This is a genomic window from Pseudalkalibacillus hwajinpoensis (genome assembly GCF_015234585.1).
Classification (GTDB): domain Bacteria; phylum Bacillota; class Bacilli; order Bacillales; family Guptibacillaceae; genus Guptibacillus; species Guptibacillus hwajinpoensis_B.
Map to the genome: position 1 here is coordinate 15106 of NZ_JADFCM010000008.1, position 26408 is coordinate 41513.

23 protein-coding genes are annotated in these 26408 nt (G+C 39.2%); 16 read left to right on the forward strand and 7 right to left on the reverse strand.

Translation table 11 applies throughout. From position 1 onward, the window contains the following. Nucleotide 1: 1 nt before the first annotated feature. Nucleotides 2-676 carry a 7-cyano-7-deazaguanine synthase QueC gene (queC, locus tag IQ283_RS11660; protein ID WP_194220329.1) on the forward strand — a complete coding sequence of 225 codons (675 nt, stop codon included), beginning with the start codon at nucleotides 2-4 and terminating at the stop codon, nucleotides 674-676. Nucleotides 677-858: 182 nt separating this feature from the next. Here queC and IQ283_RS11665 read toward each other — a convergent pair whose 3' ends face one another. Next, the gene (locus tag IQ283_RS11665) at nucleotides 859-1944 is read right to left on the reverse strand and encodes a citrate synthase/methylcitrate synthase (RefSeq protein ID WP_194220330.1); all 1086 of its coding nucleotides are present in this window, start codon (nucleotides 1942-1944) and stop codon (nucleotides 859-861) included. A 115-nt stretch (nucleotides 1945-2059) separates the two neighbouring features. Between IQ283_RS11665 and IQ283_RS11670 the strand changes: the two genes are divergently transcribed. Beyond that, nucleotides 2060-2938, forward strand: coding sequence for a LysR family transcriptional regulator (locus IQ283_RS11670; protein ID WP_194220331.1), 879 nt, complete (start codon nucleotides 2060-2062; stop codon nucleotides 2936-2938). A gap of 140 nt (nucleotides 2939-3078) precedes the next feature. Here the strand turns inward: IQ283_RS11670 and IQ283_RS11675 are convergent, their stop codons facing one another. Beyond that, a complete protein-coding gene (locus IQ283_RS11675) occupies nucleotides 3079-3480 on the reverse strand; it encodes a hypothetical protein (protein WP_194220332.1) in 402 nt (133 codons plus the stop codon). Nucleotides 3481-3591: 111 nt separating this feature from the next. Here IQ283_RS11675 and IQ283_RS11680 point away from each other — a divergent pair, with 111 nt between their 5' ends. Then, the gene (locus tag IQ283_RS11680; RefSeq protein WP_194220333.1) at nucleotides 3592-4422 is read left to right on the forward strand and encodes an SPL family radical SAM protein; all 831 of its coding nucleotides are present in this window, start codon (nucleotides 3592-3594) and stop codon (nucleotides 4420-4422) included. 59 nt (nucleotides 4423-4481) lie between these two features. Here the strand turns inward: IQ283_RS11680 and IQ283_RS11685 are convergent, their stop codons facing one another. Both IQ283_RS11685 and IQ283_RS11690 read right to left on the reverse strand, forming a co-directional pair. Continuing rightward, on the reverse strand, nucleotides 4482-5645 hold the full coding sequence (locus IQ283_RS11685) for a S1C family serine protease (protein WP_194220334.1): 1164 nt from the start codon (nucleotides 5643-5645) through the stop codon (nucleotides 4482-4484). Nucleotides 5646-5667: 22 nt separating this feature from the next. After that, nucleotides 5668-6825 (reverse strand): zinc-ribbon domain-containing protein, encoded by a 1158-nt coding sequence (locus tag IQ283_RS11690; RefSeq protein ID WP_194220335.1) that lies wholly within the window; start codon nucleotides 6823-6825, stop codon nucleotides 5668-5670. Between the two features lie 699 nt (nucleotides 6826-7524). Here IQ283_RS11690 and IQ283_RS11695 point away from each other — a divergent pair. The 8 genes from IQ283_RS11695 to coaW all read left to right on the forward strand — a co-directional run bounded on the left by IQ283_RS11695 (nucleotide 7525) and on the right by coaW (nucleotide 14752). Continuing rightward, nucleotides 7525-8109, forward strand: a complete 585-nt coding sequence (locus IQ283_RS11695) for a TetR/AcrR family transcriptional regulator (protein WP_194220336.1) — start codon at nucleotides 7525-7527, stop codon at nucleotides 8107-8109. A gap of 1 nt (nucleotide 8110) precedes the next feature. Then, on the forward strand, nucleotides 8111-8434 hold the full coding sequence (locus tag IQ283_RS11700; protein ID WP_194220337.1) for a DMT family transporter: 324 nt from the start codon (nucleotides 8111-8113) through the stop codon (nucleotides 8432-8434). Nucleotides 8435-8446: 12 nt separating this feature from the next. Then, nucleotides 8447-8764 (forward strand): DMT family transporter, encoded by a 318-nt coding sequence (locus tag IQ283_RS11705; protein ID WP_194220338.1) that lies wholly within the window; start codon nucleotides 8447-8449, stop codon nucleotides 8762-8764. A 56-nt stretch (nucleotides 8765-8820) separates the two neighbouring features. Beyond that, nucleotides 8821-8949, forward strand: coding sequence for an RAxF-45 family protein (locus tag IQ283_RS24290; protein ID WP_276511833.1), 129 nt, complete (start codon nucleotides 8821-8823; stop codon nucleotides 8947-8949). A gap of 197 nt (nucleotides 8950-9146) precedes the next feature. Beyond that, entirely contained in the window at nucleotides 9147-11006 is a 1860-nt protein-coding gene (gene abc-f / locus IQ283_RS11710) for a ribosomal protection-like ABC-F family protein (RefSeq protein WP_408962616.1), read from the forward strand. Continuing rightward, a complete protein-coding gene (locus IQ283_RS11715) occupies nucleotides 11003-11809 on the forward strand; it encodes an aminoglycoside N(3)-acetyltransferase (protein WP_194220340.1) in 807 nt (268 codons plus the stop codon). The genes abc-f (IQ283_RS11710) and IQ283_RS11715 overlap by 4 nt, the downstream gene beginning before the upstream one ends. A gap of 152 nt (nucleotides 11810-11961) precedes the next feature. After that, nucleotides 11962-13803 carry a PAS domain-containing sensor histidine kinase gene (locus IQ283_RS11720; protein ID WP_194220341.1) on the forward strand — a complete coding sequence of 614 codons (1842 nt, stop codon included), beginning with the start codon at nucleotides 11962-11964 and terminating at the stop codon, nucleotides 13801-13803. A gap of 142 nt (nucleotides 13804-13945) precedes the next feature. After that, the gene (coaW, locus tag IQ283_RS11725; protein ID WP_194220342.1) at nucleotides 13946-14752 is read left to right on the forward strand and encodes a type II pantothenate kinase; all 807 of its coding nucleotides are present in this window, start codon (nucleotides 13946-13948) and stop codon (nucleotides 14750-14752) included. A 60-nt stretch (nucleotides 14753-14812) separates the two neighbouring features. Here coaW and IQ283_RS11730 read toward each other — a convergent pair whose 3' ends face one another. Then, a complete protein-coding gene (locus IQ283_RS11730) occupies nucleotides 14813-15925 on the reverse strand; it encodes a diguanylate cyclase (RefSeq protein ID WP_194220343.1) in 1113 nt (370 codons plus the stop codon). A 144-nt stretch (nucleotides 15926-16069) separates the two neighbouring features. Here IQ283_RS11730 and IQ283_RS11735 point away from each other — a divergent pair, with 144 nt between their 5' ends. From IQ283_RS11735 to IQ283_RS11750, 4 genes are all read left to right on the forward strand, one after another. After that, complete coding sequence (locus tag IQ283_RS11735) at nucleotides 16070-16744, forward strand: response regulator transcription factor (protein ID WP_194220344.1); 675 nt, start codon at nucleotides 16070-16072, stop codon at nucleotides 16742-16744. Next, nucleotides 16741-18108 (forward strand): sensor histidine kinase, encoded by a 1368-nt coding sequence (locus IQ283_RS11740; protein WP_194220345.1) that lies wholly within the window; start codon nucleotides 16741-16743, stop codon nucleotides 18106-18108. The genes IQ283_RS11735 and IQ283_RS11740 overlap by 4 nt, the downstream gene beginning before the upstream one ends. Nucleotides 18109-18274: 166 nt before the next feature. Beyond that, a complete protein-coding gene (locus tag IQ283_RS11745; protein ID WP_194220346.1) occupies nucleotides 18275-21346 on the forward strand; it encodes an efflux RND transporter permease subunit in 3072 nt (1023 codons plus the stop codon). A gap of 98 nt (nucleotides 21347-21444) precedes the next feature. Continuing rightward, entirely contained in the window at nucleotides 21445-21945 is a 501-nt protein-coding gene (locus IQ283_RS11750; RefSeq protein ID WP_194220347.1) for a carboxymuconolactone decarboxylase family protein, read from the forward strand. 181 nt (nucleotides 21946-22126) lie between these two features. On the opposite strand, the gene IQ283_RS11755 is transcribed toward IQ283_RS11750, so the two are convergent. Beyond that, complete coding sequence (locus IQ283_RS11755) at nucleotides 22127-23878, reverse strand: N-acetylmuramoyl-L-alanine amidase (RefSeq protein ID WP_194220348.1); 1752 nt, start codon at nucleotides 23876-23878, stop codon at nucleotides 22127-22129. A 552-nt stretch (nucleotides 23879-24430) separates the two neighbouring features. Between IQ283_RS11755 and abc-f (IQ283_RS11760) the strand changes: the two genes are divergently transcribed. Further along, the gene (abc-f, locus tag IQ283_RS11760) at nucleotides 24431-26113 is read left to right on the forward strand and encodes a ribosomal protection-like ABC-F family protein (RefSeq protein WP_194220349.1); all 1683 of its coding nucleotides are present in this window, start codon (nucleotides 24431-24433) and stop codon (nucleotides 26111-26113) included. Here abc-f (IQ283_RS11760) and IQ283_RS11765 read toward each other — a convergent pair. Beyond that, a complete protein-coding gene (locus tag IQ283_RS11765) occupies nucleotides 26110-26292 on the reverse strand; it encodes a hypothetical protein (RefSeq protein ID WP_098442379.1) in 183 nt (60 codons plus the stop codon). The two genes, abc-f (IQ283_RS11760) and IQ283_RS11765, sit on opposite strands and share 4 nt — an antisense overlap. Nucleotides 26293-26408: the final 116 nt, after the last annotated feature.

A 26408-nucleotide genomic window follows, 5' to 3' on the forward strand; every position in this document is an offset into this window, starting at 1 on the left:
CGTGAATAAAAAAGCAGTGATTGTATTGAGCGGTGGTTTAGATAGTACAACATGCATGGGAATCGCGAAGGAAAAAGGCTATGAGCTTTATCCGATTACATTCCACTACGGCCAAAAGCATAACCGAGAAGTAGAGCAGGCGAAGAAAGTAGCGGAATATTACAATGCACCCGATCATCGCATTGTGAACATTAGTTTTCTAAATCAAATTGGGGGCAGTGCCCTTACGGATGATTCCATTGATGTACCAACAGATATGGATGAAGACGAGATTCCAGTTACTTACGTGCCAGCTCGTAATATGATCTTTCTTTCACTTGCCTCTGCTTACGCAGAAGTGATTGGAGCTGAAGCGATCTACATCGGTGTATCTGCCGTTGACTACAGTGGATACCCGGATTGCCGACCAGAGTTTATTGAAAGCATGAATGAAACGGTTAATCTAGCTACAAAAGCTGGAGCAACAGGTAGTGAAATGAAGATTGATACGCCGTTAATTAACTTGACGAAAGCAGATACGGTTAGTGAAGGCTTACGTTTAAGCGTTCCTTATGAACTAACGACATCTTGCTACAATGGTGAAGAAGAAGCATGCGGCGAGTGTGATAGCTGTCGTCTGCGTCTGAAAGGCTTTGAAGAAGCTGGAGCGGTAGATCCGATACCTTATAAAGTGTAATAAAAAGCTGCCGGAGGATACTCCGACAGCTTTTTTTGGTTTGGCCAATAAAAATGAGAATTGGCCAATAAAATGGGATTTTGGCTCATATATTTCAGTTTTGGCCAATATACTCAGAATTTGGCCAATAAACTTCCAACGGAGGAGTGGTTCGACATATAGCGCGGGTGACAGGCACCCGCTTACTCAGGCATTTCCCCGCTATAAACAGAAGATGGGCGGATGATTCGGTTATTGTCATTTTGCTCGTACACGTGTGCGATCCAACCTGCCGTTCTGGCTGCTGTAAATGTTGGGGTAAACAGTTCTGTTGGTAGCTCGATCGCTCTTAAGATGGCCGCTGCATAGTACTCCACATTCGCATAAAGTTTTCGGTCAGGTTTGTACTCCTGGAGAAGGCGTACTGCCGTGTCTTCTACTTCGTGTGCAAGTTTAAACTCAGCATCGTCATAGAAGTCTGAAGTAATCTCGCTTAAAGCGGCGGCACGGGGGTCGCGCGTTTTATAAACCCGATGTCCAAAGCCCATTAGCTTCTCACGATTTTCAAGTTTACGTCGCAATACTTTCTCAGCATCGCCGTCGCGCTTAATTTCTTCTAATAAATCAATAACCCCAGTTGGCGCCCCGCCATGAAGAGGTCCTTTCATAGCGCCAATAGCCCCTGTAATAGCTGATGCGAGATCACTTTCAGTTGATGAAATCACCCTAGCTGTAAAGGTAGAGGCGTTTAATCCATGCTCCATCGTTAAAATGAAGTAGGCAGTTAACGCTTTAATGTGATTTTCCTGAGGACGTTCTCCTGTCAACATATATAAATAGTTCCCAACGTGAGACAACGTTACGTCTGGCTCGATCTGAGATAATCCATTTTGATTGCGGTAGCGATAGGCAATAATAGTTGGAACGATACTCAGTAGGTGAATTCCCTGTTCCTGTGTCGCTGGGAACTGATATGAGTGATCTCCCATGGAAGATAAGACCGTTCGAATAACGCTCATCATCTCCATTTTTTCAGGTAAACGATTTATGATTTCCTTCTGATTTGGTGATAAGTGTCTTGCTTCACCAAGTGCGGAGGTGAAAGCAGCTAGCTGTTTTTCAGTAGGAAATGAACCATTCCATAGGAAGTAGGCGGCTTCTTCGAATGATTTTTCTTTCGCAATTTCTTTTGCCCAGTGTCCTCGATAGACAAGCAAACCGTTCTCTCCGTCTACAAGGCTGATATTGGAATCAGCCGCAATGATTCCTTCTAATCCGGCATGAATCATAAACTCAACTCCATTTCATTCGTCTTGTATCTAGTGTATCGATTCGATATGATTATGACTAATAAATAATTACTGAATAATTAATAGAGAAACGCTATCAATAAGGGTGATAAGAATGAATCTAAACTGGTTGAAAACATTTGTCACAGCTGCTTCGTATGAAAATTTCAGGGAAACATCGGAAAAACTCTATCTTGCTCAACCTACTGTTACGGTTCACATTCAACAACTTGAAAAGCAGATTGGCAGTAAGCTATTTATGAAGAGCGGTAGAAGAGTGATGCTCTCTGAAGCAGGAAGACAATTTCTTCCGCATGCGAGGGAGTTAGTTGAGCAGTATGAGACAAGCTTACGTCATATGAACGGGTGGAGGCAGGGGTACCATCGAAAGTTGACGATTGCTGTATCCCCTTTAATTGCTGCTACGGTTCTACCTAACGTCCTTCAGCAATTTATGAAAGCTTATCCATCGATTGAGGTCGTTGTAAAAGTAAGTGAGTCTAATGAAATTGGAGAGATGATCACCAAGAATGATGCAGATTTTGGTCTTTCAAGAATGAAATCTTTGCAGGCATATGTGAAAAATGAACAAATTGGAGCCGATCCGATTGTTTTAGTTGTGCCACACGATGGGGGAGATGCGGAAACGAGTCTGCCTTTATCTTTAAGTGAGTTTTGTTTGAGATCAACGTTACTCACGCATAATCATCCTGATTATTGGGAAGATCTTTTAGTTGAGCTACGTTCTAAATATGACGGTGTTCGAACGATGGTGGTATCGCAAGTACACATTACAAAGCGATTTATTGAGGAAGGGCTTGGGTTCTCTTTTTTACCATGGTCATCTGTTCGGCGTGAGGTATTTGAAGGGAGAATTCTTCAAGTGGATACTGAGGAAATCAAACTGCCTGAGGTTCACACATACATGGTCTATCAACATCTTTCGGAGGAAACAGAAATATTTAAACAATTTATTGAGAAAAGCATGAATTAAGCCCGATCAGCGTCCTGATCAGGCTATACTCTTATTTTCCGAGTGTGAAATAAGAGTGTGGGATGGTTGCGTGTCATAGATCCTAACGGCTAGCTTACACGCTTGAGTAGTATGTGCGAAGTAAAAGAAAATATACACATTTAGTAAGTAGTTAGTCCCCAAACTTTCCAACCCCTTTCCTCTTTAGAAGCAAAAAGGTGCATGCGTACGGGGAGCTGAGAAGATTTCTTTGTTACGAGGACATCAATGAGGTAAGTGTGGTTTGCGACTTTTTTTTCACAGGTTTTAACAGCTGGCGCGTAATAGGGTGACTTCTTTTTTAAAGGTGACATGCTAATGATCTGCCATGAATTTGTATCGGGAGTATTGGCCATTAAGCCTGAAAGAATCGTTGTAGCTTTCATTGTAAGGCCTTTTTTTGATGCCGATTGATCTAGTGATGTTGGACACTTTCCTTGAATGAGCTGAATCGGACCAGCTGCATAAGCATGAATTGGTAAAAGAAGAAGTAAGAAAAGGAGACAGCTTACTGTACGTTTCATCAATTTATACCACCTTTCACCTTTACCGTGCCCGCTTAGTGAAAAATTATTCGTAATAATCGAATGCATGTTCGGTTTATGGTACACTAATGGAAGAAGGAGGGATAGCCATTGCAGCCTTCAATTCAGAAGCGAACATCTCGGTCTATTTTAACAAAAGGTAGTGGATTTCTTAATGGATATAGTCACACTCTGAACCCTTACGCTGGATGTGCCTTCGGTTGTTCTTATTGCTATGTAAGAAGAATGCCTATTGCCCTTTTTAGGGAAGAGGATTGGGGAGAATGGGTAGATATTAAAGAAAACGCTGTGGATCTTGTGAAAAAAGAGATTCCGAAAGCTCGGAAAAAAGGAGAAGTATCGATTTTTATGTCTTCTTCGACAGATCCTTATCAGCCTATTGAATTTAAGACTGATTTAACAAGAGGATTACTTGAGGCTATGGTAGAAGAAATGCCTGATTTTCTATTTCTTCAAACCCGCTCTCCACTCGTCACTAGAGATATTGATTTGTTAAAAAAATTCGGCAAAAAGGTTCTGGTCAGTATGACAGTAGAAACAGACCTTGATTCAGTGCGCAAAATTTTTGCGCCATCAGCACCGCCAATTGCAGCAAGGTTAAAGGCGCTACAAACGTTACGAGCAAACGGTATTCCTGTACAAGCGGCAGTGGCACCACTTCTCCCGTGTTCTGAACATTTCCCTAAGAAGTTAGCTGAAGTAACGGATCGCCTCACGCTTGATGACTTTTTCATGGGTGATGGGAGCGGTGGTAAAAGAACAGAGCAGCTTGGCATTCGTAAGCTCTTTGAAGAAGCGGGTCTAGAAGGTTGGTATCAACGTAAAGCCTATTTGAAAATAAAGAAGCGATTACAGGCCTTTTTTCCTGATAGCGCCATTTATATTTCTCAAGAAGGTTTTTCACCTCCAGACGAGGGCTAGTTTAAATAAATAATAACAAATAGGCTAGAGAATGTACCTCTAGCCTTATGTTGCCTACTTTACTTTAATTTTTCAGCCTTACCACTTAGAATTTTCAATTGGTCATTTTCATAACCAACCTGGTAAGTGACGTTGTATAGAGAAGTTGTTGTCTTCTTATCCTCGGTTCGTTCTTGTGCTTTAATAGTAGCTGTTACCTTTACTTGATCATTCGTTTGATTTAAACTTCCGGTCATATTTGAAACTTCCACGTCAAGGGTATGGATATAGCCACTTCGAAAATCTTCATACAGCATTTCACTCTGCCAGCGACTGCCAAGTAAGGAGTAGCCAGTGACATAGTCTTGAGTAGACAAGCTTTCATAGAAATATCCAATAAGATAGGTAGCATTATTTTTAAAGTCTTCTCCTGTGAGTCCCTGTGGTGTTGATACTTCTTCCTTACTTTCATCATCTACCGTTATTTCTACTGGGTCATCAGACCAATTTTTAATTTGCTCAATAACGTTGGGGAGCGGAATGCTAAAGCCGATTGCCCCTGAGTCTGTTCCTGCGGAATTAATGGCGATTGCCTCTCCTGTATTTGCATCAATAAGGGGACCTCCGCTGTTACCTTTTGTAATTGGGGCAGAGATTTGATAGATATGCTCATAGCGATAGGGCTCTAAGATGAATTCTCGATCGAGACCACTGACAATCCCTGTTGTAACGGTGTTCTGAAGTCCGAGTGGGCTACCAAGAGCAATGATATCGTCCCCAACTTCCGCCATGCGCTCTTCTGCAACAATTAGGGGATCATTTCCCTCTAGTCCTGGAACGCGAATCACCGCAACATCTATCGTATCACCCATACCAATGATTTGAGCTTCGAATTGTTTAGCATCAGAGGTTTTAACGGTAATCTTTTGAGCGCCTTCGACAACATGAGCGTTCGTAATGACGTCTCCGTTCGTATTGTAGAGGAAGCCTGATCCAGAAGAAGTGCCATCTTTTAAGGCGACTTCAATTTGCACAACGCTTTTTTGTGTCTCATGAATGACGGATTTTAAGTCTGAATCATTCTTTTGGTTCTCTGGAGCATTTGTTTTCTCTCCTAGAGAAGATGTTGCTTCAACGGTTGTATTCGAATAGTAATCATGTAAAAAATAAAAACCTGCGCCGCCCCCAATCAGAATAAAGAGGGAGCTTGCAAGGGATAGTAGCAAAGCCAATTTCTTAGACATCCGTCTTGAATACTCCTTTCTGCTAATCCAAGTACCATGTGAAATGATCAATTTCGACTGTGAATTGATCAAGATCCTTCACGTCTTCACCTACATCGTAGATCATAAAGTCAAATTTACCTGTATCGTCAGGATAAAGTTTGTCGGGGTTAATATAAACCTCCCCTTTATCAAACTCTTTTCCATCTCCGTCCAATACTTTATAAGAAGCCCCGATCGAATTGACGGGAACAGTGGCTTTGCTTGTGACCGTACCTGTTACTTTTAATTCATTGTAATCTGTCACCTTTGTTTCTAATTCATTGAGCTCAATCGCGCTTGTACGATTCATTTCTTCTTCTTTTGCTGCAGCAACCATAGCATGTTCAATTCGCTTCTGTTGCTCCTCCTCAAACGAATTTCGTCTCTTTTCAATTACGGTTTGGAGGTTTGATAGCTTTTCGTTACCTTTATTGATTTCTAAGCCTTCTTCTACTGAGTTTAATGCTTCCGTAAAGTGGTTCTCTTCCAAATAACCATTTGCTTCATTAATTGAGAAGTCGACAATTTGATTTCGAATTTGTCCGGCTATGTCTTGGGCTTCATCTACTTGTAAACTTTCAGCCCTTGTTAACACAGGTTTCAATTCATCAATGGATTCTTTCCCTTTCATATCATACTTTAATTCGGCAACCATCACAGTTGTCCGAACCGTTCCGATGTCTTCTTGTAAAGTAGAGAAAAGATCACCTTTATAGGATGCTGAGGTTTGCTCAGCTTCTTTAATCAAATCTAAGGCATTACTGTAGTTATCTTTTTTTCTTGCGGTTTCCGCCTGTTTTAAAGTCTCTTCAACGTTTAATGCGATCGTTACAATATTTTCGTTTTTTTGGGCAGCTGGGAAACGAGGTCGGTTTTTTTGGGCCTCATTAAACTCATTTTGTGCTTCTTCCAGCTTGCCGTTTTTAGCTAATTCCTCTCCCTTTTCAAAAGAGCGAATCGCTGCCTTTGACGTTGATTCTTCATAAAAATAATAGCCGGCAAGTGTGCTAGAAAGAAGAAAAAACACCATCACTGGTAACCAACGCCACAGAATGGATAGGCTATGCTTAGATTTATTTTGAGTGACTAGTTCTTTTCCACAAGAGAAGCAAAATTGTTCATCATCGCCTCTTTTTTTTCCACAATGTGGACAGTACATCCTTATTCCACCTGCTTTCAATCTCAATTGCTAGTTATATTTTGACACATTTCCCTTGTAAGGGAAATATTTTTCAGTAGGTTGTTGGGGAATTGAAATATAAAGCAATTTTCGCTCAAATCGAGTAAGAGCTTACTTATAAAATAGCCTATAAAGTGGGGGAGGGATTGATTCAAAAGACATATTTTTTCTTGCTATGATTAAAAGTGAACAGATTGTACTAGTTCAAAGGACATTAAATGATAAAAAAGAAGTTACTTCGTTCGATTGTACCGGTATTGAAGGACCTGTTCACACCTATACTCCTTTGATAAGATGACCCTAAGACCCCCTTTCAAATATTCCGTTACCAGGAAGACCGGCATTTGCCGGTCCTTTTTTTGCCCCGATATATGTGTAGCATTCATTTTCGCTATAATCGATCAATGACAAATCACTCTCTTTTTTGTAGATAATCCTAGAATAAGAATGAAATGAAAAAAATCTTCTTTTTTTGAAACCTCATGAGGTAGTTGCTCGTCTAATTAGTTGAAAACCCTTATTCCCTTAGATGTAGCCACTACGATATTTACCTAGTGGCTGCTTTTTTTTTGTGATCGTTGCATATGATAGGTATTGTTGATATAATAACTAACGAGTGGTAGGCAAATGCCTGCGTTTTTTATTTGTTAACAACTAACGATCGGTAGGTAATGATATATGAAAAAAGAATCGACTCAGGATCGAATTAAAGAGGTGGCCCTCATTCTATTTGCACGTAATGGATTTGAAGGGACTTCCCTTTCGGATATTGCTAAAGGAGTAGGCATAAAAAAACCTTCCTTATATGCGCATTATAAAAGTAAAGAAGATTTATTTTTAGGTGTGATTCATAAAGTATCAGTTGATTACAATGCGTTTTTTGTAAAGACGGCTGAACGATTAAGCAATCAATCACCTGAGAAACAATTATATGACCTTCTTCGTGAAAATACAGAGTATTTACGGAATGATGAAATGGGACTTATTTTCAAAAGAATGATGCTATTTCCACCAGAGTCGTTACGGAAGGAAATCGCTCAAATGTTTGAAAAAACGGAGAATGTGATGAAGAGAGTGATTAAGTCTATTCTCGAGCAGATGCTCCCAAATGAGGAATGGGAACGAGTTTTTGATGCTTATTTATGTTTACTTGACGGTATGTTTGAACAAATTTTCTACTATTCACCTGAAGAACATAATAAACGGTTAGAAAATTCCTGGACTCTATTTATTAGAGGCGTTCATAGTAAGGAGGAGAAATAAGATGGCATGGATCTATCTTGTGATCGGTGGTCTGATGGAAGTATTATGGGCTATTGGATTAAAATATTCAGATGGCTTTACGAAACCACTTATAAGCTTGTTAACGATCGTTGGTATTGCAACAAGCTTTTACTTTTTCGCTAGGGCATTAAAATATTTACCTGTAGGTACAGCATACGCCATATTTACAGGATTAGGCGCAGCAGGGACAGCTGTGATTGGAATGATGTTCTTAAATGAATCGATTAGTTTCATAAAACTATTTTTTATCTTATTGCTTATTTCTTCTATTATCGGTTTGAAGTTAAATGCAAAGGAAGCTTAGGAGGGAAGCAAAATGGCATGGATTGCATTGTTAATCGCTGGTCTAGGTGAAGTTGGCGGTGTTATTAGCTTGAAGTTATCAGAAGGGTTTACAAAATTAAAGCCTTCTATTTTTACAATTCTTTTCGGAAGCATGAGCTTTTTTATGTTGTCTTTATCATTAAAAGCTCTACCGGTAGGAACAGCCTATGCGATATGGACTGGCATAGGATCAGCGGGCAGTGTATTGATCGGTATGTATTGGTTTAAAGAACCCAAAAATAGAATGCAATTAGTGTTAATATCTTGTGTTGTCATTTCTGTCATTGGTCTTCGCGTAGCTGAAGGTTGATTTTGTCAGAGCATTCAGATAGAATGAAAGTATTAATTTAAGGAGGTGAGGAAGGGATGTCTAACGCTTTTGTACGTACGGAATTTATGGATTATGTATCAATTTGCCGTGCGATTTTTCATGAAGTAGCTGCCGATGGGACAGGTGTGTCCAAAAACAGCAACTTCATAGGAAACAAAGCGTAAGGCTCTCTTACCCTGCTTCAGGCGGAATGTATAAATTTACTGAAAAGAGAGCGGCAAATTTGTCGCTCTTTTTTATTTGCTTTAAGTATCTTAAGGTTTTAGTAGACTTAAAGTGAAATGATGCCATATTCAACCACAGGTGAGGTGTATCCTTATCTGTGGTTTTTTGTATGCTTATCTGAATGAAAGGACTGATTATAATGATCGTTACAGCACAAACGATTAGTAAGATGCTTGGTGGGACTCTTATTTTTGAACATATATCTTTTGAGATAAATGCGAAGGAACGTGTAGGTATTGTTGGAAGGAATGGTTGTGGAAAGACGACTCTTTTTCAATTGTTAGCAGGTGTTGAGCAGGTAGATGATGGAATGATTTATTATAAAAAAGGGACAGAGATCGGATACTTAGCCCAAATTCCAAACTATCCAGGGGTACTGGTAGAAGATGTCTTAAGAAAAGCTTTTAGTGATCTTGTAGAAATGCAAGAACGAATGAACGTACTTGAATCTCAAATGGCGAATGGACAAGAAACCAAACGTGAACTCAAAGAATATGGGCAATTGCTTGAGAGTTTTACTTGTATGGGAGGATATGAAATAGATTCATCTATTCAAAGTGTAGCGAATGGACTTGGTATTCAGCATTTGTTGAATGCATCATTCGATCGTTTGAGTGGAGGAGAGAAGACAAAAATAAGTCTAGGGTTACTGTTATTAAAAGAACCAGATTTGCTCTTACTTGATGAGCCAACAAATCACCTTGATGTGGAAGCGGTTGAGTGGCTTGAAAGCTTTTTGAAGCAATATAGTGGAACGGTCTTAATGATCTCACATGATCGGTATTTTCTTGATGAAGTGGTTACGAAAATCATGGATCTTGAAGATGGTGAGTTAACCGTCTATCACGGATCTTATAGTGAGTTTGTAAAGAAAAAAGAAGAGCTGTTGCTCACAGAGTTTGCTGCCTATCAGGAACAGCAAAAGAAAATCAAAAAAATGAGAGAAGCGATCAAACGTTTAAGAGAGTGGGCTAATCAAGCTAATCCTCCGAATGCCGCCCTTCATAAGCGTGCAAGAAATATGGAGCGTGCTCTAGAGCGTATGGACAAATTGAGACGTCCGGTTTTAGATCGGAAGAAAATTGGCCTGGACTTTGAGGTGAAGGAGCGCAGTGGAGAAGATGTTCTCTCTTTTGAAAATGTTACAGCGGGTTATAAACAAAACGTATTATTTACTGAAGTTGATTTGCACGTAAGGTACGGTGAGCGGGTCGCTATTGTTGGGAGAAACGGAAGTGGAAAGACAACGCTTCTAAATGTTCTGCTCGGAAATGTAGATCCTTCTATTGGACAAGTAAAGGTAGGCGGAAGTGTGAAAATCGGTTACCTTTCTCAACATGTCCTAGAAGATCGTGGAGAAGAACGTGTCATTGATGTCTACCGTGAATCAGCAAAAGTATCAGAAGGAGACGCTAGACATGAATTAGCTCGATTTTTATTTTACGGATATGACGTTTTTGCTAAGATTTCTTCCTTGAGTGGTGGCGAGAAGATGCGTTTACGTCTTGCTGAATTGATGAGTAAGGATCTAAATTTATTAGTTCTTGATGAGCCAACAAATCATCTCGATATTGACTCCAGAGAGGTATTAGAGGATGCGATTGAGCGCTTTCCTGGGACGATCGTTTGTGTCTCGCATGATCGCTATTTTCTGAATAAGTGTTTTCCAGTGACATATTGGATTGAAAATCAACACCTTTACCAGCATTTGTATAGTTATTCAGAAGCTAAGATAAAGCACGAGGAAATGATTAATGGTTGGAGGTCAAGGAAGAGTATAGTCCCGTCACCTCCCATTCAGAAGGTGGAAAATAAAACGAAATCGAATTCAATAGAATGTGAGCTTGAGGAAATTGAGTCCCTGATTGATCAAATCGATCAGATGCTTAATGAAATGAAGGACCTTACAGAGCTTCAAGCCTTATTTGATGAAAAAGAGAAGCTGAGCATCAAACGAGAATCATACTATGACATCTTACTGGAGGAAGAATCATGACAGAGAGAAATGTAATGAATAAGGTATATTTCCCCCTTACAATCGATAGTCTTGAAAAAGATTTGAAAGAGCTTGGGGTAAAGGACGGAATGACATTAATCGTTCATACATCTTTAAGCTCGTTAGGATGGGTATGCGGGGGTGCAGAAGCTCTTATATTAGCATTGATAAGAGCTGTTGGAGAAGAAGGAACGATTGTCATGCCAGCGCAGTCAGCGAGTAATTCAGAGCCAGCAGACTGGATGAATCCGCCAGTTCCAGAAGAGTGGTGGCCTATTATTCGAGAGAATATGCCAGCATTTTGCTGTGATACCACTCCTACGCGTGGCATGGGAGTGGTAGCGGAGTTGTTTAGAACATTCCCAGGTGTCGTGCGCAGTTATCATCCGATGTATTCGTTTGCTGCCTGGGGCAAACATAAATACTTCATTACAAATGACCATTCAATTGAGAATGGTTTTGGAGAGAACTCTCCTCTTGGAAAGATATATAAGCTTGATGGAAAAATCCTTATGCTTGGAGTAGGTCATGATAGTAACACTTCATTTCACCTTTCTGAACACGCTTCAACCAAGAAGGAACGCTCAGAAAAGTCTGCAGCATTAATCGAAAATGGTGAACGAGTATGGAAAACATATACAGAGATTGATTATGATTCAGATTGCTTTGATCAAATTGGGTTTCAATTTGAAAATAAAGAACACTTTAGAAGAATGAAGATAGGTGCTGCCATATGCAAACTTTTTAATCAACGAGATCTCGTTGATTTTGGACGTAGGTGGTACGAAGAACGTTCTAATTGAATAAAGGAGGAGAAGATAACGTCATTTGTTATCTTCTTTTTTTGAATTAAAGAATAGTTGCAGGAAAACGGCTATTTTTAAAGAAGATATGTAAGTATTCATATCCCTCAAAAGACCCGCTGCACGAATATCATATTTTAGAAGGAGAAGCTATGAATCATAACGAGAATACAGCTATCTATAGACGTTCGGGCCCTCCTCCTGAGAATGAAACTAAGGAACCGAGGGATGATAAATTAGCAGGATTAGTTAAGTACTACGAAAGTTCTACTACAGCACTAGTTGTTCAAAAAGAAGAAAAGTGGCTTTATTTAAATGATGCGGCCGTTCATCTTCTCGGGTTTGAACACTTCAGTGAACTCGAAGGTAAGTCAATTTGGGAGACGGTTCATCCAGAAAATAGAGAGGTTGTTTCAAAGCGGATCGAAGCTTCTATTAATGGTGTTAACCCTGGAGTGCTCGTTCAAAGATGGTTGAAAAAGGACGGATCCTATATCCCTGTTGAAGTTACTGGGATTCCTGTGGAGAATTTTCTTGGGCAAACGACAGCGATTATTAAAAAGGTGGATTATGATCGTGCCAATGTACAAAATACTCTTGAAAACTATCAACTCATTACAGAGAATATGAATGAAATTATAAGCTTACTTGATCCTAAAGGAAATCTACTATACGTTTCACCTTCATATAGAGCCTACGCAAGAGAAGGAATTGAAGATGAAATTGGACGTAGTTCAATTCGATATGTGCATGAAGAAGACAAGGAACGTGTAAGAAAAGAATTTTTTAAATTAGTCAAATATCGACAGCCACTTATCATTCAATACCGCATGCAGCGTAAGGATGGGATATATCGTTACATTGAATCACAGGGGACATGTATTTCTAATGAAAATGAGCGATCTTATGTTGTCGTTTCAAGAGATGTTACGGAGAGGCATGAGGCCGAAATGCTGCTTCATTGGAATGAAAAAAAGCATCGTATGATTCTAGAACATAGCAATGATTTAATTTGTATGATGAATAATGAAGGAACATCTGTTTATGCATCACCTTCTTATAAGGAAGTATTAGGATATGAACAGAATGAAGTTGTAGGAAAAGATATTTTAACATTTATTCATCCAGAGGATTTTGAAAAGTGTCAGAGAGCCATTCAGAAATTAACTGAAACCAAACAGCCTATTACGACTATTTATCGTAAACTGCATGCTTCTGGACATGATATTATACTTGAAGCAAAAGGAATGGCCGTTATTGATGAAGAGGGAAACGTCAATCATTTCGTGTTTATTTCAAGAGATATCACTGAAAAGATTCAACTTCAACAATACCGCGAAAATATTGAGAAACTTGCATTGATAGGGGATGTAGCAGCTGGATTTGCCCATGAAATTCGGAATCCTCTTACTTCCATAAAGGGGTTTGTAAAGCTTCTAGCAAGGCAGGAGGAAAGTGATCGTACGTATCACCAAATCATTGAAGATGAGCTTACCAATATCGAAGAAGTTGTGAATGGCTTTATTTCTCTTGGTAAGCCTGAGGCTTCTGAGGTAGCTGAAGTAAGTTTGCTGAAGCTAATAAAAAACGCGATTACAGTCCTTACGCCACAAGCTTCATCAAAAAACATAAGGATTAATATAAGTAGTCAGCTCAAGTCAATTGTTATTCGATGTCAGAGAAACCAAATGAAACAGGTATTTATCAATATTCTTAAAAATTCGGTTGAAGCCATTGAGCAAGACGGACAAATTGATGTGATTCTTGAAGAAAATCAGAATGGGGTCATCATTGAGATTCATGATAATGGCATGGGAATTGACGAAGAACGTCTCGAGCGGATCGGGGTCCCTTTCTATACCAATAAAGAAAAAGGAATTGGTCTTGGAATGACTGTTAGTAATAAAATCATAACCGAGCATAGAGGACGACTTAAAATTGAGAGTAAGCCAGGACAAGGTACAAAGGTATTAATTCAACTACCGAAAGAGTGATCCATTCATTCGTGCAAAGCCCCTCTATCCTTTCAAAGGATAGAGGGGCTTATTTTGACTCTTTCTGACTATGTTTTACTTGTTCAAACGAACTGGGATAGAATAAAACTATCTCATTAAAATAGGGAAAGAAGGGGTGAGTATGGCAAACAAAATAGGCATCGATGCTGGTGGGACGTTAATTAAAACTGTGCATCTTGAGAATGAAAAATACTGCTATCAGACTTTTTCAACGAGTAATATAAGCGATGTTGTGTCATGGGTAAATAACCATAAGGAAGCAAAGTTAATGATTACTGGTGGGAAGCAAATGGCTCTTGCTAAGCTTGTGGAAAATGAAGTCGAAATGGTTCCGGAATTTGAAGCGACTACATCAGGCTTCCGAGCTCTAGTGGATCGAGCAAAGCTTCATTTACCTGATAACTATTTAGTAGTGAACGTTGGCACTGGTACATCCATTCATTCTGTTAATGGCCAGAGTGCTGAAAGACTTGGAGGAACTGGAGTAGGCGGTGGAATGCTCATGGGACTTGCTTACTTATTGACTGGGCGAACAGATTTTCATGAGATTACTCGACTAGCAGAAAAAGGTGATCGAAATGGCATCGATTTAAAGGTGAAGGATATATATGGAGATGCCTCGCCCATTGGCGGTGATTTAACTGCCAGTAATTTTGGTTTCATTGAGCGGATGAAGCAGCAAGAAGTAAAGGATGAAGATGTGCTGGCATGTTTAATTGGAATGATTTCTGAATCGATTTTAATGATGGCTATCCCATTTGCGAAAACCATATCTACGTCAAACATAGTATTTATCGGTTCTACTTTTCAATCGAATCCATTATTTAGACAGCAGCTTGAACGTTTTGAGGAATTATTTGATATCAAAGCTTACTTTCCACATCTAGGGCAGTTCAGTGGAGCGGTCGGAGCATTATTGTATCGTTAAACGGGGTTCATATAGAATCATTAGATTGGAAAATGAAAAAGGGGCAGGAAGCCCCTTTTTTTAATATTCATAGACTTTCATGGTTTGTTCATTTGAACAGATGCGATTTCGTCCGCTTCGCTTTGCGTGATAAAGCGCTTCATCTGCTTCCCGATAAAGTTGAGCAGGAGATTGAACAGTTTCGGGAAAAGTACTTGCACCGAGTGAAGCGGTGATATGAATACTTACATCCTTATTGATTGCAAATGAATTTTCCTCAATCAAGGATCGGACCCGTTCTCCAATCTCCAATGCCTCTCTATTAGTGCAATCCCCTAATAAGATGGTAAATTCTTCTCCGCCGTTTCGAGATACAATGTCATTCAATCTGGCGGCACTTCTAAGCGTCTTACCAAACTGTGTCAAAACAATATCTCCAGATGCATGGCCATATGTATCATTCACTTTTTTGAAATGATCGATATCAATCACTAGCAATGATAAGGGCTTTTCATCGTTCGCAGTTGCTTCCTGTATGGCGCGATTTAACGCGTCATCGAAACTTCTTACGTTGTTTAACCCGGTAAGGGGATCGATAGTAGCACTCTTTTTGTATTCTTTAAACAGATGATTTATTTTTCGTAAATGCTCTGTTGTGTAAATCGCCATTACTCCTGTCACAGTGGATGTAATCCAGAAGAGAACGTTGATTTCACTAAATAAGCTTTTTATATCAAGTAGCAAGTAGACGATTAAGATACTGAAGACGAGATTGGAATAAAGGAGCATCCAGAGAGCTTTGATGAAAATCCCAACCTTCCATTCTCTAAAGATAAGGTAACCGATATAAAGAGAAGTTAGCAAACCAAGTGAAACAAAGGAAGAAAGATTTATTCCAATGATAAAGCGCGTTATTTGGATCACAATAAGAGCAATAACTCCAGGAACTGGACCTCCATATAAGGTGACTAGTAAAAGAGGGATATGTCTTAGATCGACAATGGTCGTTGCATCAACTTGAATGCTATAAATCATTAGGAAAACCCCGATTATTCCAGCATACAAACCACTAAGGAATTTTCTTTTCAAAGAAGATGTCGGCGCTAGATTTTCTTCTCTAAAAAATTGATAATAAATAAAAAGTAGAGCTAGTATAATCATCATGTTTACAAAAAAGTCATGTATTAACTGCATTCGACTACACCTCGAATTTCTGGTGATTTCTTTCGCCTTTATTTTACCATTTTCAATAAATAACGGGTTCGTTTTTATCTACTCGTTCATTTTCTATTCACACTAGGCCATTACACTATCAATATAGAAAAGGAGCTAATGATCATGATTACGATATTACTGGCAGACGACGATCCCAACATTCTTAATTTAATGGCTCTATACATAGAAAAAGAAGGATTTGTTGTTAAGAAAGCTTCAGATGGAAAGGAAGCAGAAAAAATCCTCGAGACTGATAAGATAGATCTCGCAGTTATTGACATTATGATGCCCCATATAGATGGATGGCAACTATGCGAAGAAATTAGAGCTTATTACGATATTCCAGTTCTCATGGTTTCGGCAAGAGGGCAGGCCTCTGATAAAGTGAAAGGTTTTAAACTTGGAACTGATGATTATGTCGTCAAACCATTTGATCCTATTGAACTTGTTATGCGCGTAAAAGCATTATTACGGAGATACCACATTCAAAGTGCGAAGAATTTATCAATAGGGTTATTTAAAATGGATGCAGAATCATTTGAAGTAGCACTTGGAAAGGAGAAAATTTCTTTGCCAAAAAAGGAGTTTGAACTTCTGTTTAAATTAGCCAGCACTCCAGGTAAGATTTTCACGCGAAACCAATTGATTGAATCAATATGGGGTTATGATTTTCAAGGAGACGATCGAACGATAGATGTTCATGTTAAACGAATCAGAGAGAGGTTTAATAGTAGGGACACCCCTTTTGTTATTAAAACTATGCGTGGACTGGGGTATCGACTGGAGTTAATCAAATGAAGCGATCGATCTATCTCAGGAGTGTCGTTATCTATATAGGGGTCGTTTTGATTAGTCTCATTCTTTCTTTTTGGATTATGAATGTTTTTTATATTGATACCATCCGAGAGCGTCTCCAAGAAGACATTACAGAAGTTGGACGTCAAACGATCACCTTATATGAGAATTCCAATTATACGGATCCAGTTGAATTTATCGCTAATATCCCTACGTTTAACTATAATCTCATCATTTACGATGAATCTGGTAAAGCGCTCAATCCTAATGACAACGGGCAGTGGGGAACCTCCAATGACCAAATTAAAAAGGTGTTGAACGGTGGAGTTGTTCGTGTGAATGATCGGTCAGTTTCCCCTCCGTCACAACTAAATGTTGGTTTACCATTTCAGGACAACGAAAGTCGGTATGCTCTATTTATTAGACCTGACCTTTCATTTGAAGAAAATACGATTAAACGAGTGATGCTAACGACATTATTACTTGTCCTTATAATTGGAAGCTCCATCTTTGTCATATTAATGAGGTATGTCGTTCGTCCAATTCAACACCTGACAGAAGCGACAAAAAAAGTAGCTGTAGGTGATTTTACTGTTCGAATAAATAGTGAACGTCATGATGAGATTGGTGACCTTTCAAGAAGTTTTGATCACATGGCGCACGATTTAAGTCATCTAGAAGAAATGCGTCAGGAATTCGTAGCAAATGTTTCTCATGAAATACAGTCTCCACTTACTTCGATCGGGGGCTATGCTAGGGTATTGCAGGATAACATGTTAGAGGAGGTTGAGAGAAAGAAATACCTTAGTATTATTCAAAAAGAAACAGAACGCTTATCTAAATTAAGCGAAAACCTTTTGAAAATGACGACACTTGATGCGGATGATCCTATATTTCACCTTAGAAGCTATTCAATTGATGAACAGCTCAGGGAAGTGATTGTATCTCTTGAAGCGATGTGGGCTGAAAAAGGGATTGAGGTTGAAGTTGATTTGAAGGAAGTACAAATCGAAGCCGATTATGATCAACTAAGCCAGGTTTGGATAAATTTACTATCAAATAGTATTCGGTATACGGATTCAAATGGTGTTATCTCTATTCAAATGATAGATAAAGTAGAAGAAGTGATCGTAGAAGTAAGAGATACAGGGAGTGGTATACCGGAAGAAGACCAAGCTTATGTATTTGACCGTTTTTATAAAGCGGATAAAGCAAGATCGGGTAATGGAGGTAGCGGTCTTGGCCTTGCGATTGTTCAACGAATCGTTCATCTTCATCAAGGGAATATTTTGCTTGAAAGTAAGGTAGGCATTGGTACAACGATCACTATTACACTCCCTAAACTGAAAAAGCGAGAAGAAACGTAAGTGTTTCTTTTCGCTTTTTCTATTTATTCCTAGTGATAAATTTACGCAAAGATTTGCGGTTGGGAGATGGAGATAATAAACAGCACTAAAAGATAACAAATGTTTGTTCATAATGCGTTCATTTTCGCGTCGTATACTGATGTCAGATCAAGAAGGAGTGAATGAGATGAAATTTCTTACTAGATTTAGTTTAAAGAATACGATTGGTGTTTTGCTATTGACGATTCTTGTATTGGCAGCTGGAATCATTTCTACTAATCAGATAAAAGTAGAGACTTATCCCGATGTCACATTCCCTGCGCTTATTATTCAAGGGGTCTATCCGGGTGCTTCAGCAGAGGCAGTTGAACAGGAAGTGACGACCCCCGTGGAAGATCTACTCGAAAATAGCACGAAATATGATGACTTAACGAGTACATCTTCTGAAAATGCCAGCACCATTTCTCTCATGTATCCGTTTGGTACGGATATTGAGGAGACGAAACGAGAACTTGAAGATATCGTTTCGAAAGCGGATCTTCCAGAAGAAGCCGAAGTTAAGGTCATCAGCATGTCCGCAGGAGCGAGGCCAGTGTATGAAGCTGCGCTCTCATCAGAAGATGCGGATGCTCTGCAACAAAAGCTTGAAGATGTGATTGTTCCAGAGCTTGAAGGCCTTGCAGGAGTGAATAGTGTAAGTTTAAGCGGAGCAAAGGAAACGACACTCTCTATTAAAGTGAATGAAGAGAAGGCAAGTGAGTATGGGCTAACATTAAATGATATTAAAGATAAATTAACACAGAGCGAGTATAGCCTTCCTCTTGGATCAGTTGACGACGAAGACACGACGATTCCAGTCAAACTACAAGGCTCTATTGACTCCCTTAAAAAATTAAAAAACACAAAATTTGCAATTGAAAGCAGTCAGTCACCACAAGGGGCACAGCAAAATTCACCACAAGATAGTAAGGAAGTTGTTCTTAAGGATTTTGCTGACGTTACGGAAGCATCAGAGAAGAATGAAATTTCTAGGTTTAATGGACAGGAAAGCTTTCTCATTCAGGTAACAAAAAGTCAGGATGAAAATACGAAGGACGTTGTCGATAAAGTGAAAGAAGTCCTTGGTGAATATGAGACAGATGATGTGCAGTTATTTACCATCCTTGATCAAGGTGAAGAAGTAGAAAAATCAATTTCTTCTCTTCTTAAAGAAGGTGGATTCGGCGCACTGTTCACAGTCATTGTTATTCTCTTGTTCCTGAGAAACATTCGTGCAACCATTATTGCGATTATTTCTCTACCAATTTCTATTCTAGGAACAATTGCCCTCCTCGATCAGTTTGGCTACACGTTGAACATTATGACGTTGGGTGGTCTTGCAGTTGCTGTTGGGCGGATTGTAGATGACAGTATTGTCGTCATTGAAAATATATATAGATGGCGTCAGGAGAATAAAGAAGAGTTGTCCAACAAAGCTTTAACCTACTATGCCACAAAAGAAGTATTAGGGGCTATTGCTTCTTCTACCATTGCGACACTCGTTGTATTCTTACCTCTCGCATTTGTTGGGGGCATACTTGGTGAATTCTTCAGGCCATTTAGCTTGGCTGTCGTTTTCTCAATCTCGATTTCACTCTTAGTTGCACTGATGTTGATTCCGGTTCTCGGGAGTGCATTCTTTAAAAAAGTGAAGCATCACGATAAGGAATCAAGATTAAGTCATTTATATGAACGTTTTATAAGAAGGGCACTTAAGAAAAAAGCGCTCGTCATTGTGACATCCATTCTATTACTCGCAGGTTCTCTTGCGATGATTCCCGCACTTGGCGTTTCATTCTTACCAGCGGGGGAAAGCGATTCTTTCGAGTTAAATGTATCACTGCCTCCTACAACACAGCTTGAAGATACAAATGAGGTTGCAAGTCAAATAGAAGATTATTTGGATGAGAAAGAAGAAATCGACTATAGTCAAGTATCAATCGGAATGTCAAGTAGCCCAATCCCAGGCGAAGGGGGAGGACAATCAAAGGATAATGAAACGACTGTCTTTATAAAACTTTCGAACAGTGATGACCTTCAAACTACATTAGAGGCGTATGAAAAGGATGTACAGAACATTGTAGAAGAAGCTTATGAAGAAGGTACTGTTAAAGCAACAGAAGTGCAACAGGAAGGTCCACCGAGCGGAAACGCGATTGATGTTAGCTTGTATGGAGACGACCAGGAGAAGTTGACAGAAGCAGCTACTCAAGTTGAGGAACTTCTATTACAAGACAGAGAATTAACAAACATTTCTAACAATCTTGAAGAAGTTCAACCAAAATGGACAATGACGCTCACTGATGAAGGTGAAGATGCGAATGTTAATCCATTCCAGATTATGCAACTTGTAAATAGTCGTTTGCAACCACTTGATGGCGGGACAATTGAAATTGATGACCAGAAGTGGAAAATGTCTCTTTCTTATAATGAAGAAGTAACATCGAAGCGGGAGTTGGAAGAGCTTCAGGTTCCAACTGCAGATGGAGTGCAACCATTATCAGATCTTGCTTCAATTGAAGAAACGACAGCACCAGTAACGCTTTATCATGATGATGGCAGAACGTCTGCTTCAATTTCAGCTGATATCAAGTCCGATGATACTGCACAAATTTCACAAGCTGTTGAAGAAGATCTCAGTGTACTTTCTTTACCAGAAGGCGTTGATATGGAAGTTGGCGGTGGTCAGGAGATGATTACTGACGGCTTCGCTGACCTGGGACTTGCGATGATTGCAGCGATCCTTCTCGTATTTTTTGTATTAAGTCTAACCTTTAGAGGAATTATTACACCGATCGTGATTCTATCCTCATTAATATTTGTTCCAATCGGATCATTAGCTGGACTACTGATTGCAGGTCAAACGCTCTCTATGAGTGCGATGATTGGGATGCTTATGCTGATTGGTATTGTAGTCACGAACGCAGTAGTGTTGCTAGATCGCGTAGAAACGAACCGAATGAACGGTTTAGAAATGACAGAGGCTTTAGTTGAAGCGGCGAAAGTGAGATTGCGTCCAATCATCATGACGGCTCTTGCAACGATCTTTGCCCTCATTCCTCTCGCGCTTTCTAATTCAGCATCAGGTCTCATTTCAAAGGGACTTGCGATTACGGTTATAGGCGGACTGACTACCTCTACATTATTAACACTCGTTTTCGTCCCGGTTTTTTATGCAATGATCGGAAAATATCGTCGAATGAAAAAAGAAACGTTTTAAAACCAACTCATCCCACTGTGCTTCTTAGCACAGTGGTTTTTTTGAAAAACAAAATTATTTGTTATGATAAAGAATGGATTAAGAAAGGATGATAGAAAATGCCATGGATTAAACCAGCTAAACAGTCAGATCTAAAGGATCTTGAAATCTATAAAGATCTTGAACATCCTGTTCCTGTTTTTAATCGACTTATTGCGAAAAGTCCTGACGTTTTTTCAGCGTTTATGCCTTTAGCAGCAGCTGTTAAAGCAGGTGTGTTGAATGAATTTGAAACGGAAGCAGTTGTCGTATTTGTGTCTCATTTGAATGGTTGTGAGTTTTGCTATACGGGGCATGGAAATTTATTAAAAGAAATCAGTGGAGATGAGTCTATACTTGAGGAGCTTGAAAGATATGCAAGCTCAAGTGCTTTTGACAGTCATTTAAAAAGTATACTAAGCTATGCCGAGAAACTTGTTACGAACCCGAAGAGTCTAGAGAAAGCGGATCTTGAGAAATTAAAAGAACATGGATACAGTGAAAAAGAAATCGTTGAGATTAATCAACTTATTGCATATACGTCTTATACTAATCAGACTTCGATTGGTCTTGGGTTATAAATTATAGAAGGAGATAACGCAACAAATAGAATGATTGAAATTACAACAACGGCAGGGCTTATCCGTATAAAAGGATGTGAGAGCATTAAGCTGAATGATATATTGTCAGAAGCTCAAATTGGACAATAGCTTAAGACGAAACAAAAGGGAGTCTCCTGACGGAAGCTCCCTTTTTTATTATTTAATTTGTTTTATAGTAATCTAAAACGCCTTGATAGATGCCATCAGCAAGCTCTTCACGATAAGACTGTGTAAGAAGAAGCTTGTACTCTTCATTATTTGTTAAGAACCCAACTTCAACAAGAACACTTGCCATTCTTGACTCTCGAATAACAGAGAAACTCTGGTTCTTAACACCACGATTGCTTGCCTCCGTTACTTCAATTAATCGTTTTTGAATGCTTTCTGCAAGAGCTTTACTTTCTGCAGAGCTATATTTATCGTACCAATATGTTTCAATTCCGTGAGCAGCTTCACTTGCTGCATTAGTATGCACGCTAATAAACGCGTCGGCATTCAAGTTATTAGCGATATTCGAACGTTCTCTCAGTTCTAAGAACGAATCATCTCTTCGCGTCATGACAACGTTAGCTCCAGCTGACTTAAGTTTCTTCTCTAAATAAAGAGCTACATCCAGATTGATGTCTTTTTCAAGAAGTTTTCCATTACTTGCACCTGGATCATGATCTCCATGTCCTGCATCGACTACGATCGTTAAGTTGTTTAAAAGATTACTGCTTTTAAGGATTAAGTAACCACTGTGCACGTAAGCTACTTGTCCCTGATACTTAATTTTAGCCCAATCGCCTGAATACCCATAAATATCAACTTCAGCGTTACGAGGCAATGCACCGATTCTTGTTCCGTTCATTTCTGGTGAAGTTCGAACATTCAAGCTTGAAGCTGTAACAATTCCAGTTTCTAAAACAACTTCTTCAACTTTGTCTTTCATTTTATAAGAATCTACGATACTAGAAGGAATAGCTGCTTCTCCACCCAGTACCATCAAGGAAGAAGCGTTTTGATAGAGATAAGTTTGAACGTCTGGAATTGGTCTCGCATTATGAGCTAACACAACTGGTGCGTTAAATTTCTCTGCTAAGGGTGCTGCAGCTACAGCATCAGGATAATCTTCTTTATCTTGTTGAACCGAAATTCCTCTAGCTAAAATATAAGAAGAGTTTGATGAGAAAAAGGCTTTATTGACTGCAATGTTTGTTAGGAAACGATCGTCACCAGCAAGACGAATAACCTTCTTGCCCTGCTGTTCTAATTTAGTAATGACAGCGTCTGAGAGAACGGCATTTCCTCCGATTACGTAAACAGTCTTAATACTTGAAGGAAGCGATGGAGCTTTTGTCTCAGTTGTTAAATAGATTGGATAGTTTTTCATAGCAGCTACGCTTGATGCTGAAAGGGAGTCTGCTACTTGATTTCCATTTACCACAATAGCGGTAGATGACTGATCTAGCCCTGATGCTTTATTAATAGCGTTGGCCGTCTCGTAACGAGTGGATCCTTCAACTCTTGCTACTGTATATGTCTTTTTTAACTCATCTTCAATCCCTTGACTGATGGCAGTTGTTCCACCAAGGATATAAATCTTTTTCGCGCCAAGACGGTCGAGTTCTTTTGACACTTTGGCATCAAGTCTAGATGAGGCTGTTAATAAAATTGGTGCTTGTTTTACTCCCGCAAGTCCTGAACTTGCTAAAGCATCGAATGGCATATCTGATCGGGTAAGGATAACCGCCTTTTCAGCTGTTGCAAGCTTACCTGGTGATACCTTCTTAGAAACTTCAAGAGCTGTATCAATTCTGTTTGCACCACTAATACGTTCAATTTCACCACTTGCAGATGTTTTTTCTGGAAAACTCATTCCTGTAAAAATTAAAAGAACGGCCATAATAAACGTAAGAATTTTACTCCGCACGATGTGTATTCCCCCATATTCTATGTTTCTATTTTTCTTATGTACGCAGTGACGTCACAACAACGGACGAATTGGCCTCCCTTCAAAATTAGTATCAAATGGAAAGTATTTCTTAACTATTTCTAATATCGGTTTGGAATATGAGACATTATAGGGTCCTTTTGTACTAAAAAAGGATAAAAATCGACTGATTTTCTTAAATTCCTCAACAAAATTCGATTTTTTAAAGGCTATTCATTTTATAAATGGCTAAAAAAGAATTTGACATCGCTTACATAATTCTTTAAAATAATGGCAACTAAAGACGAAGGGAATGGTTAAGGAGCGATGAAGAACTAATCTTATTTATTCAGATCTAATTTCAAATTGTGAAATTGATTTTCTGGAGAATAGGATTAGTCTGCCCTTTTTAATCACTTGTGCTGGCGAAAACATGCTTCTTTGTGATGCATTTTTTCGGTGGTATGGGAAATTGGAACGACAGGCCTCTCCAGGTAATGGGGAGGTTTTTTTCTCCTCAAAACATTGAACTGAAAATTTGGGGGAGATACTGTGAACGTTATTTCGATAAGAGGATTGAAAAAAAGCTTTAATGAGAACTTGTTATTTAATCAAGTGAACCTTGATATTCATAAGGGAGAGCGCATTGGAATTGTTGGACCGAACGGTGCTGGTAAAACAACTTTAGCAAGAATAATCGTAAAAGAGATCGAGCCAGATGATGGGGGAATTACTCTCAAAGGTGATATCGGTTATCTGAAGCAGTCGGTTGACCAGACAGGGATGGTTGAGCAATATGGGCTGGAAGTCGATTCTTCTGACTTTAAAAGGGAAAAGGAGTTAGGATTACGCCCTATTCCAACTAATGAAGGAGCGGAACATTTAAGCGGTGGGGAAAAGTTAAAACTAGTGCTCACAAAGATTTGGTCTACTCATCCGGATTTATTAATACTAGATGAACCAACAAACCACCTAGATGGAAAAGGCGTAAGTTGGTTAATTCGAGAGCTCCACTCTTTTAAGGGAGCTGTTCTTGTTATATCTCATGATCGTTATTTTCTCGATCAAACGGTTGGCAGAATCCTTGAAGTTGAAGGTGGTAACATAAGCGACTATCAAGGAAATTACACGGCATATCGAGCCGAAAAGCAAAGAAGATACGAAGACCAGCTCCATCATTATGGAGCGCAACAAAAAGAAATAAAGCGAATAGAAGGTCAGCTTGCAGGATTAACGAATTGGTCTGAAAAAGCACACGGTGAGTCAACAAAACAGGAAGGGTATAAGGAACATTACCGCATGAAAGCAAAGAAAATGGATCGTCAGGTGAAGTCGAAACAGAAGAGACTTGAGAAGGAACTGCAGAAAAATAAAGTGGAAGAACCTGATCAGGAGAAAGAAGTACGCTTTCAATTTCAGGCGAATGATACACGTGGTAAACGCGTATTAGAAGCGTCTAATGTCGGAAAACGTTTTGAAGATCGATGGTTATTTCAAAAAAGTTCTTTCTACATGAAGTCTGGGGAACGAGTGGGGATTGTTGGTGAAAATGGTTGTGGGAAAACCACCTTATTGCGAATGCTGCTTGGAATGGAGGCGCTTAGCGAGGGAGAACTGTGGAGTAGTCCAACGCTTCAGATTGGCTATCTGTCACAGGATGTGCATGATCTTCCTGAAGAAAAAACTCCGCTTGAAGTTTTAAACGTAGCAACTAAGGAAGAGATCTTTCGGGCAAAATCGATTTTTGCTTCGATGGGAATGGGAAGAGATCGAATCAATGCCGCCATTAATCAACTCAGTCTTGGAGAGAGAACAAAACTGAAACTGACGCGTATGTTGATGAACAAATATGATCTTCTGATACTCGATGAGCCTACAAACCATTTAGATTTGCCTTCACGAGAGCAATTGGAAGATACACTGCAAGAGTTTACGGGAACTCTTCTCATTGTTTCGCATGATGTTTATTTTATGGAGAAAATGTGTGATCAGCTTCTTGTATTTGAGAATCAACAGATTAAAAGGGTTGAGAGGAATTTAGCGGAATATCGAAAAAGAGTGCAAGAAAAAAGCTCTTCTGTTTCTTCAAAAAAGGAAGAAGAACAAAAGATGCTTCTTGATAACGAAATATCTGCGCTGATTAGTAAGATTAGTCTTTTATTACCTGGTGATCCTGAAATAGCTGAGATTGATCAAAAACTGGCCATTTTACTTGAGAAGAAAAGGTCTCTTTAGACGTCTTCTACTGCAAAAAAACGTTCTACCGAATATAAGTCTGCTTTCGGATGATTGCGAAGAAGAACATATCCTTCACGCTGTGCCTCTTCGAAATTATCATATTCATCTTCTGAATGAAAGATCGCTCTTCGCCTTTCATTATAGAGGGTAATGGAGTAGTATTCTTTTATTTCCATTCGGATCTCTCCTTTTTTCCTTTGTTTCTACTAGTTTTATGCAAATCTCTTATTGTTTATACTAGACTTATAGGAAAAAATGAGATTCTTTCTCTTTGGATATACTAAGGAGGAAG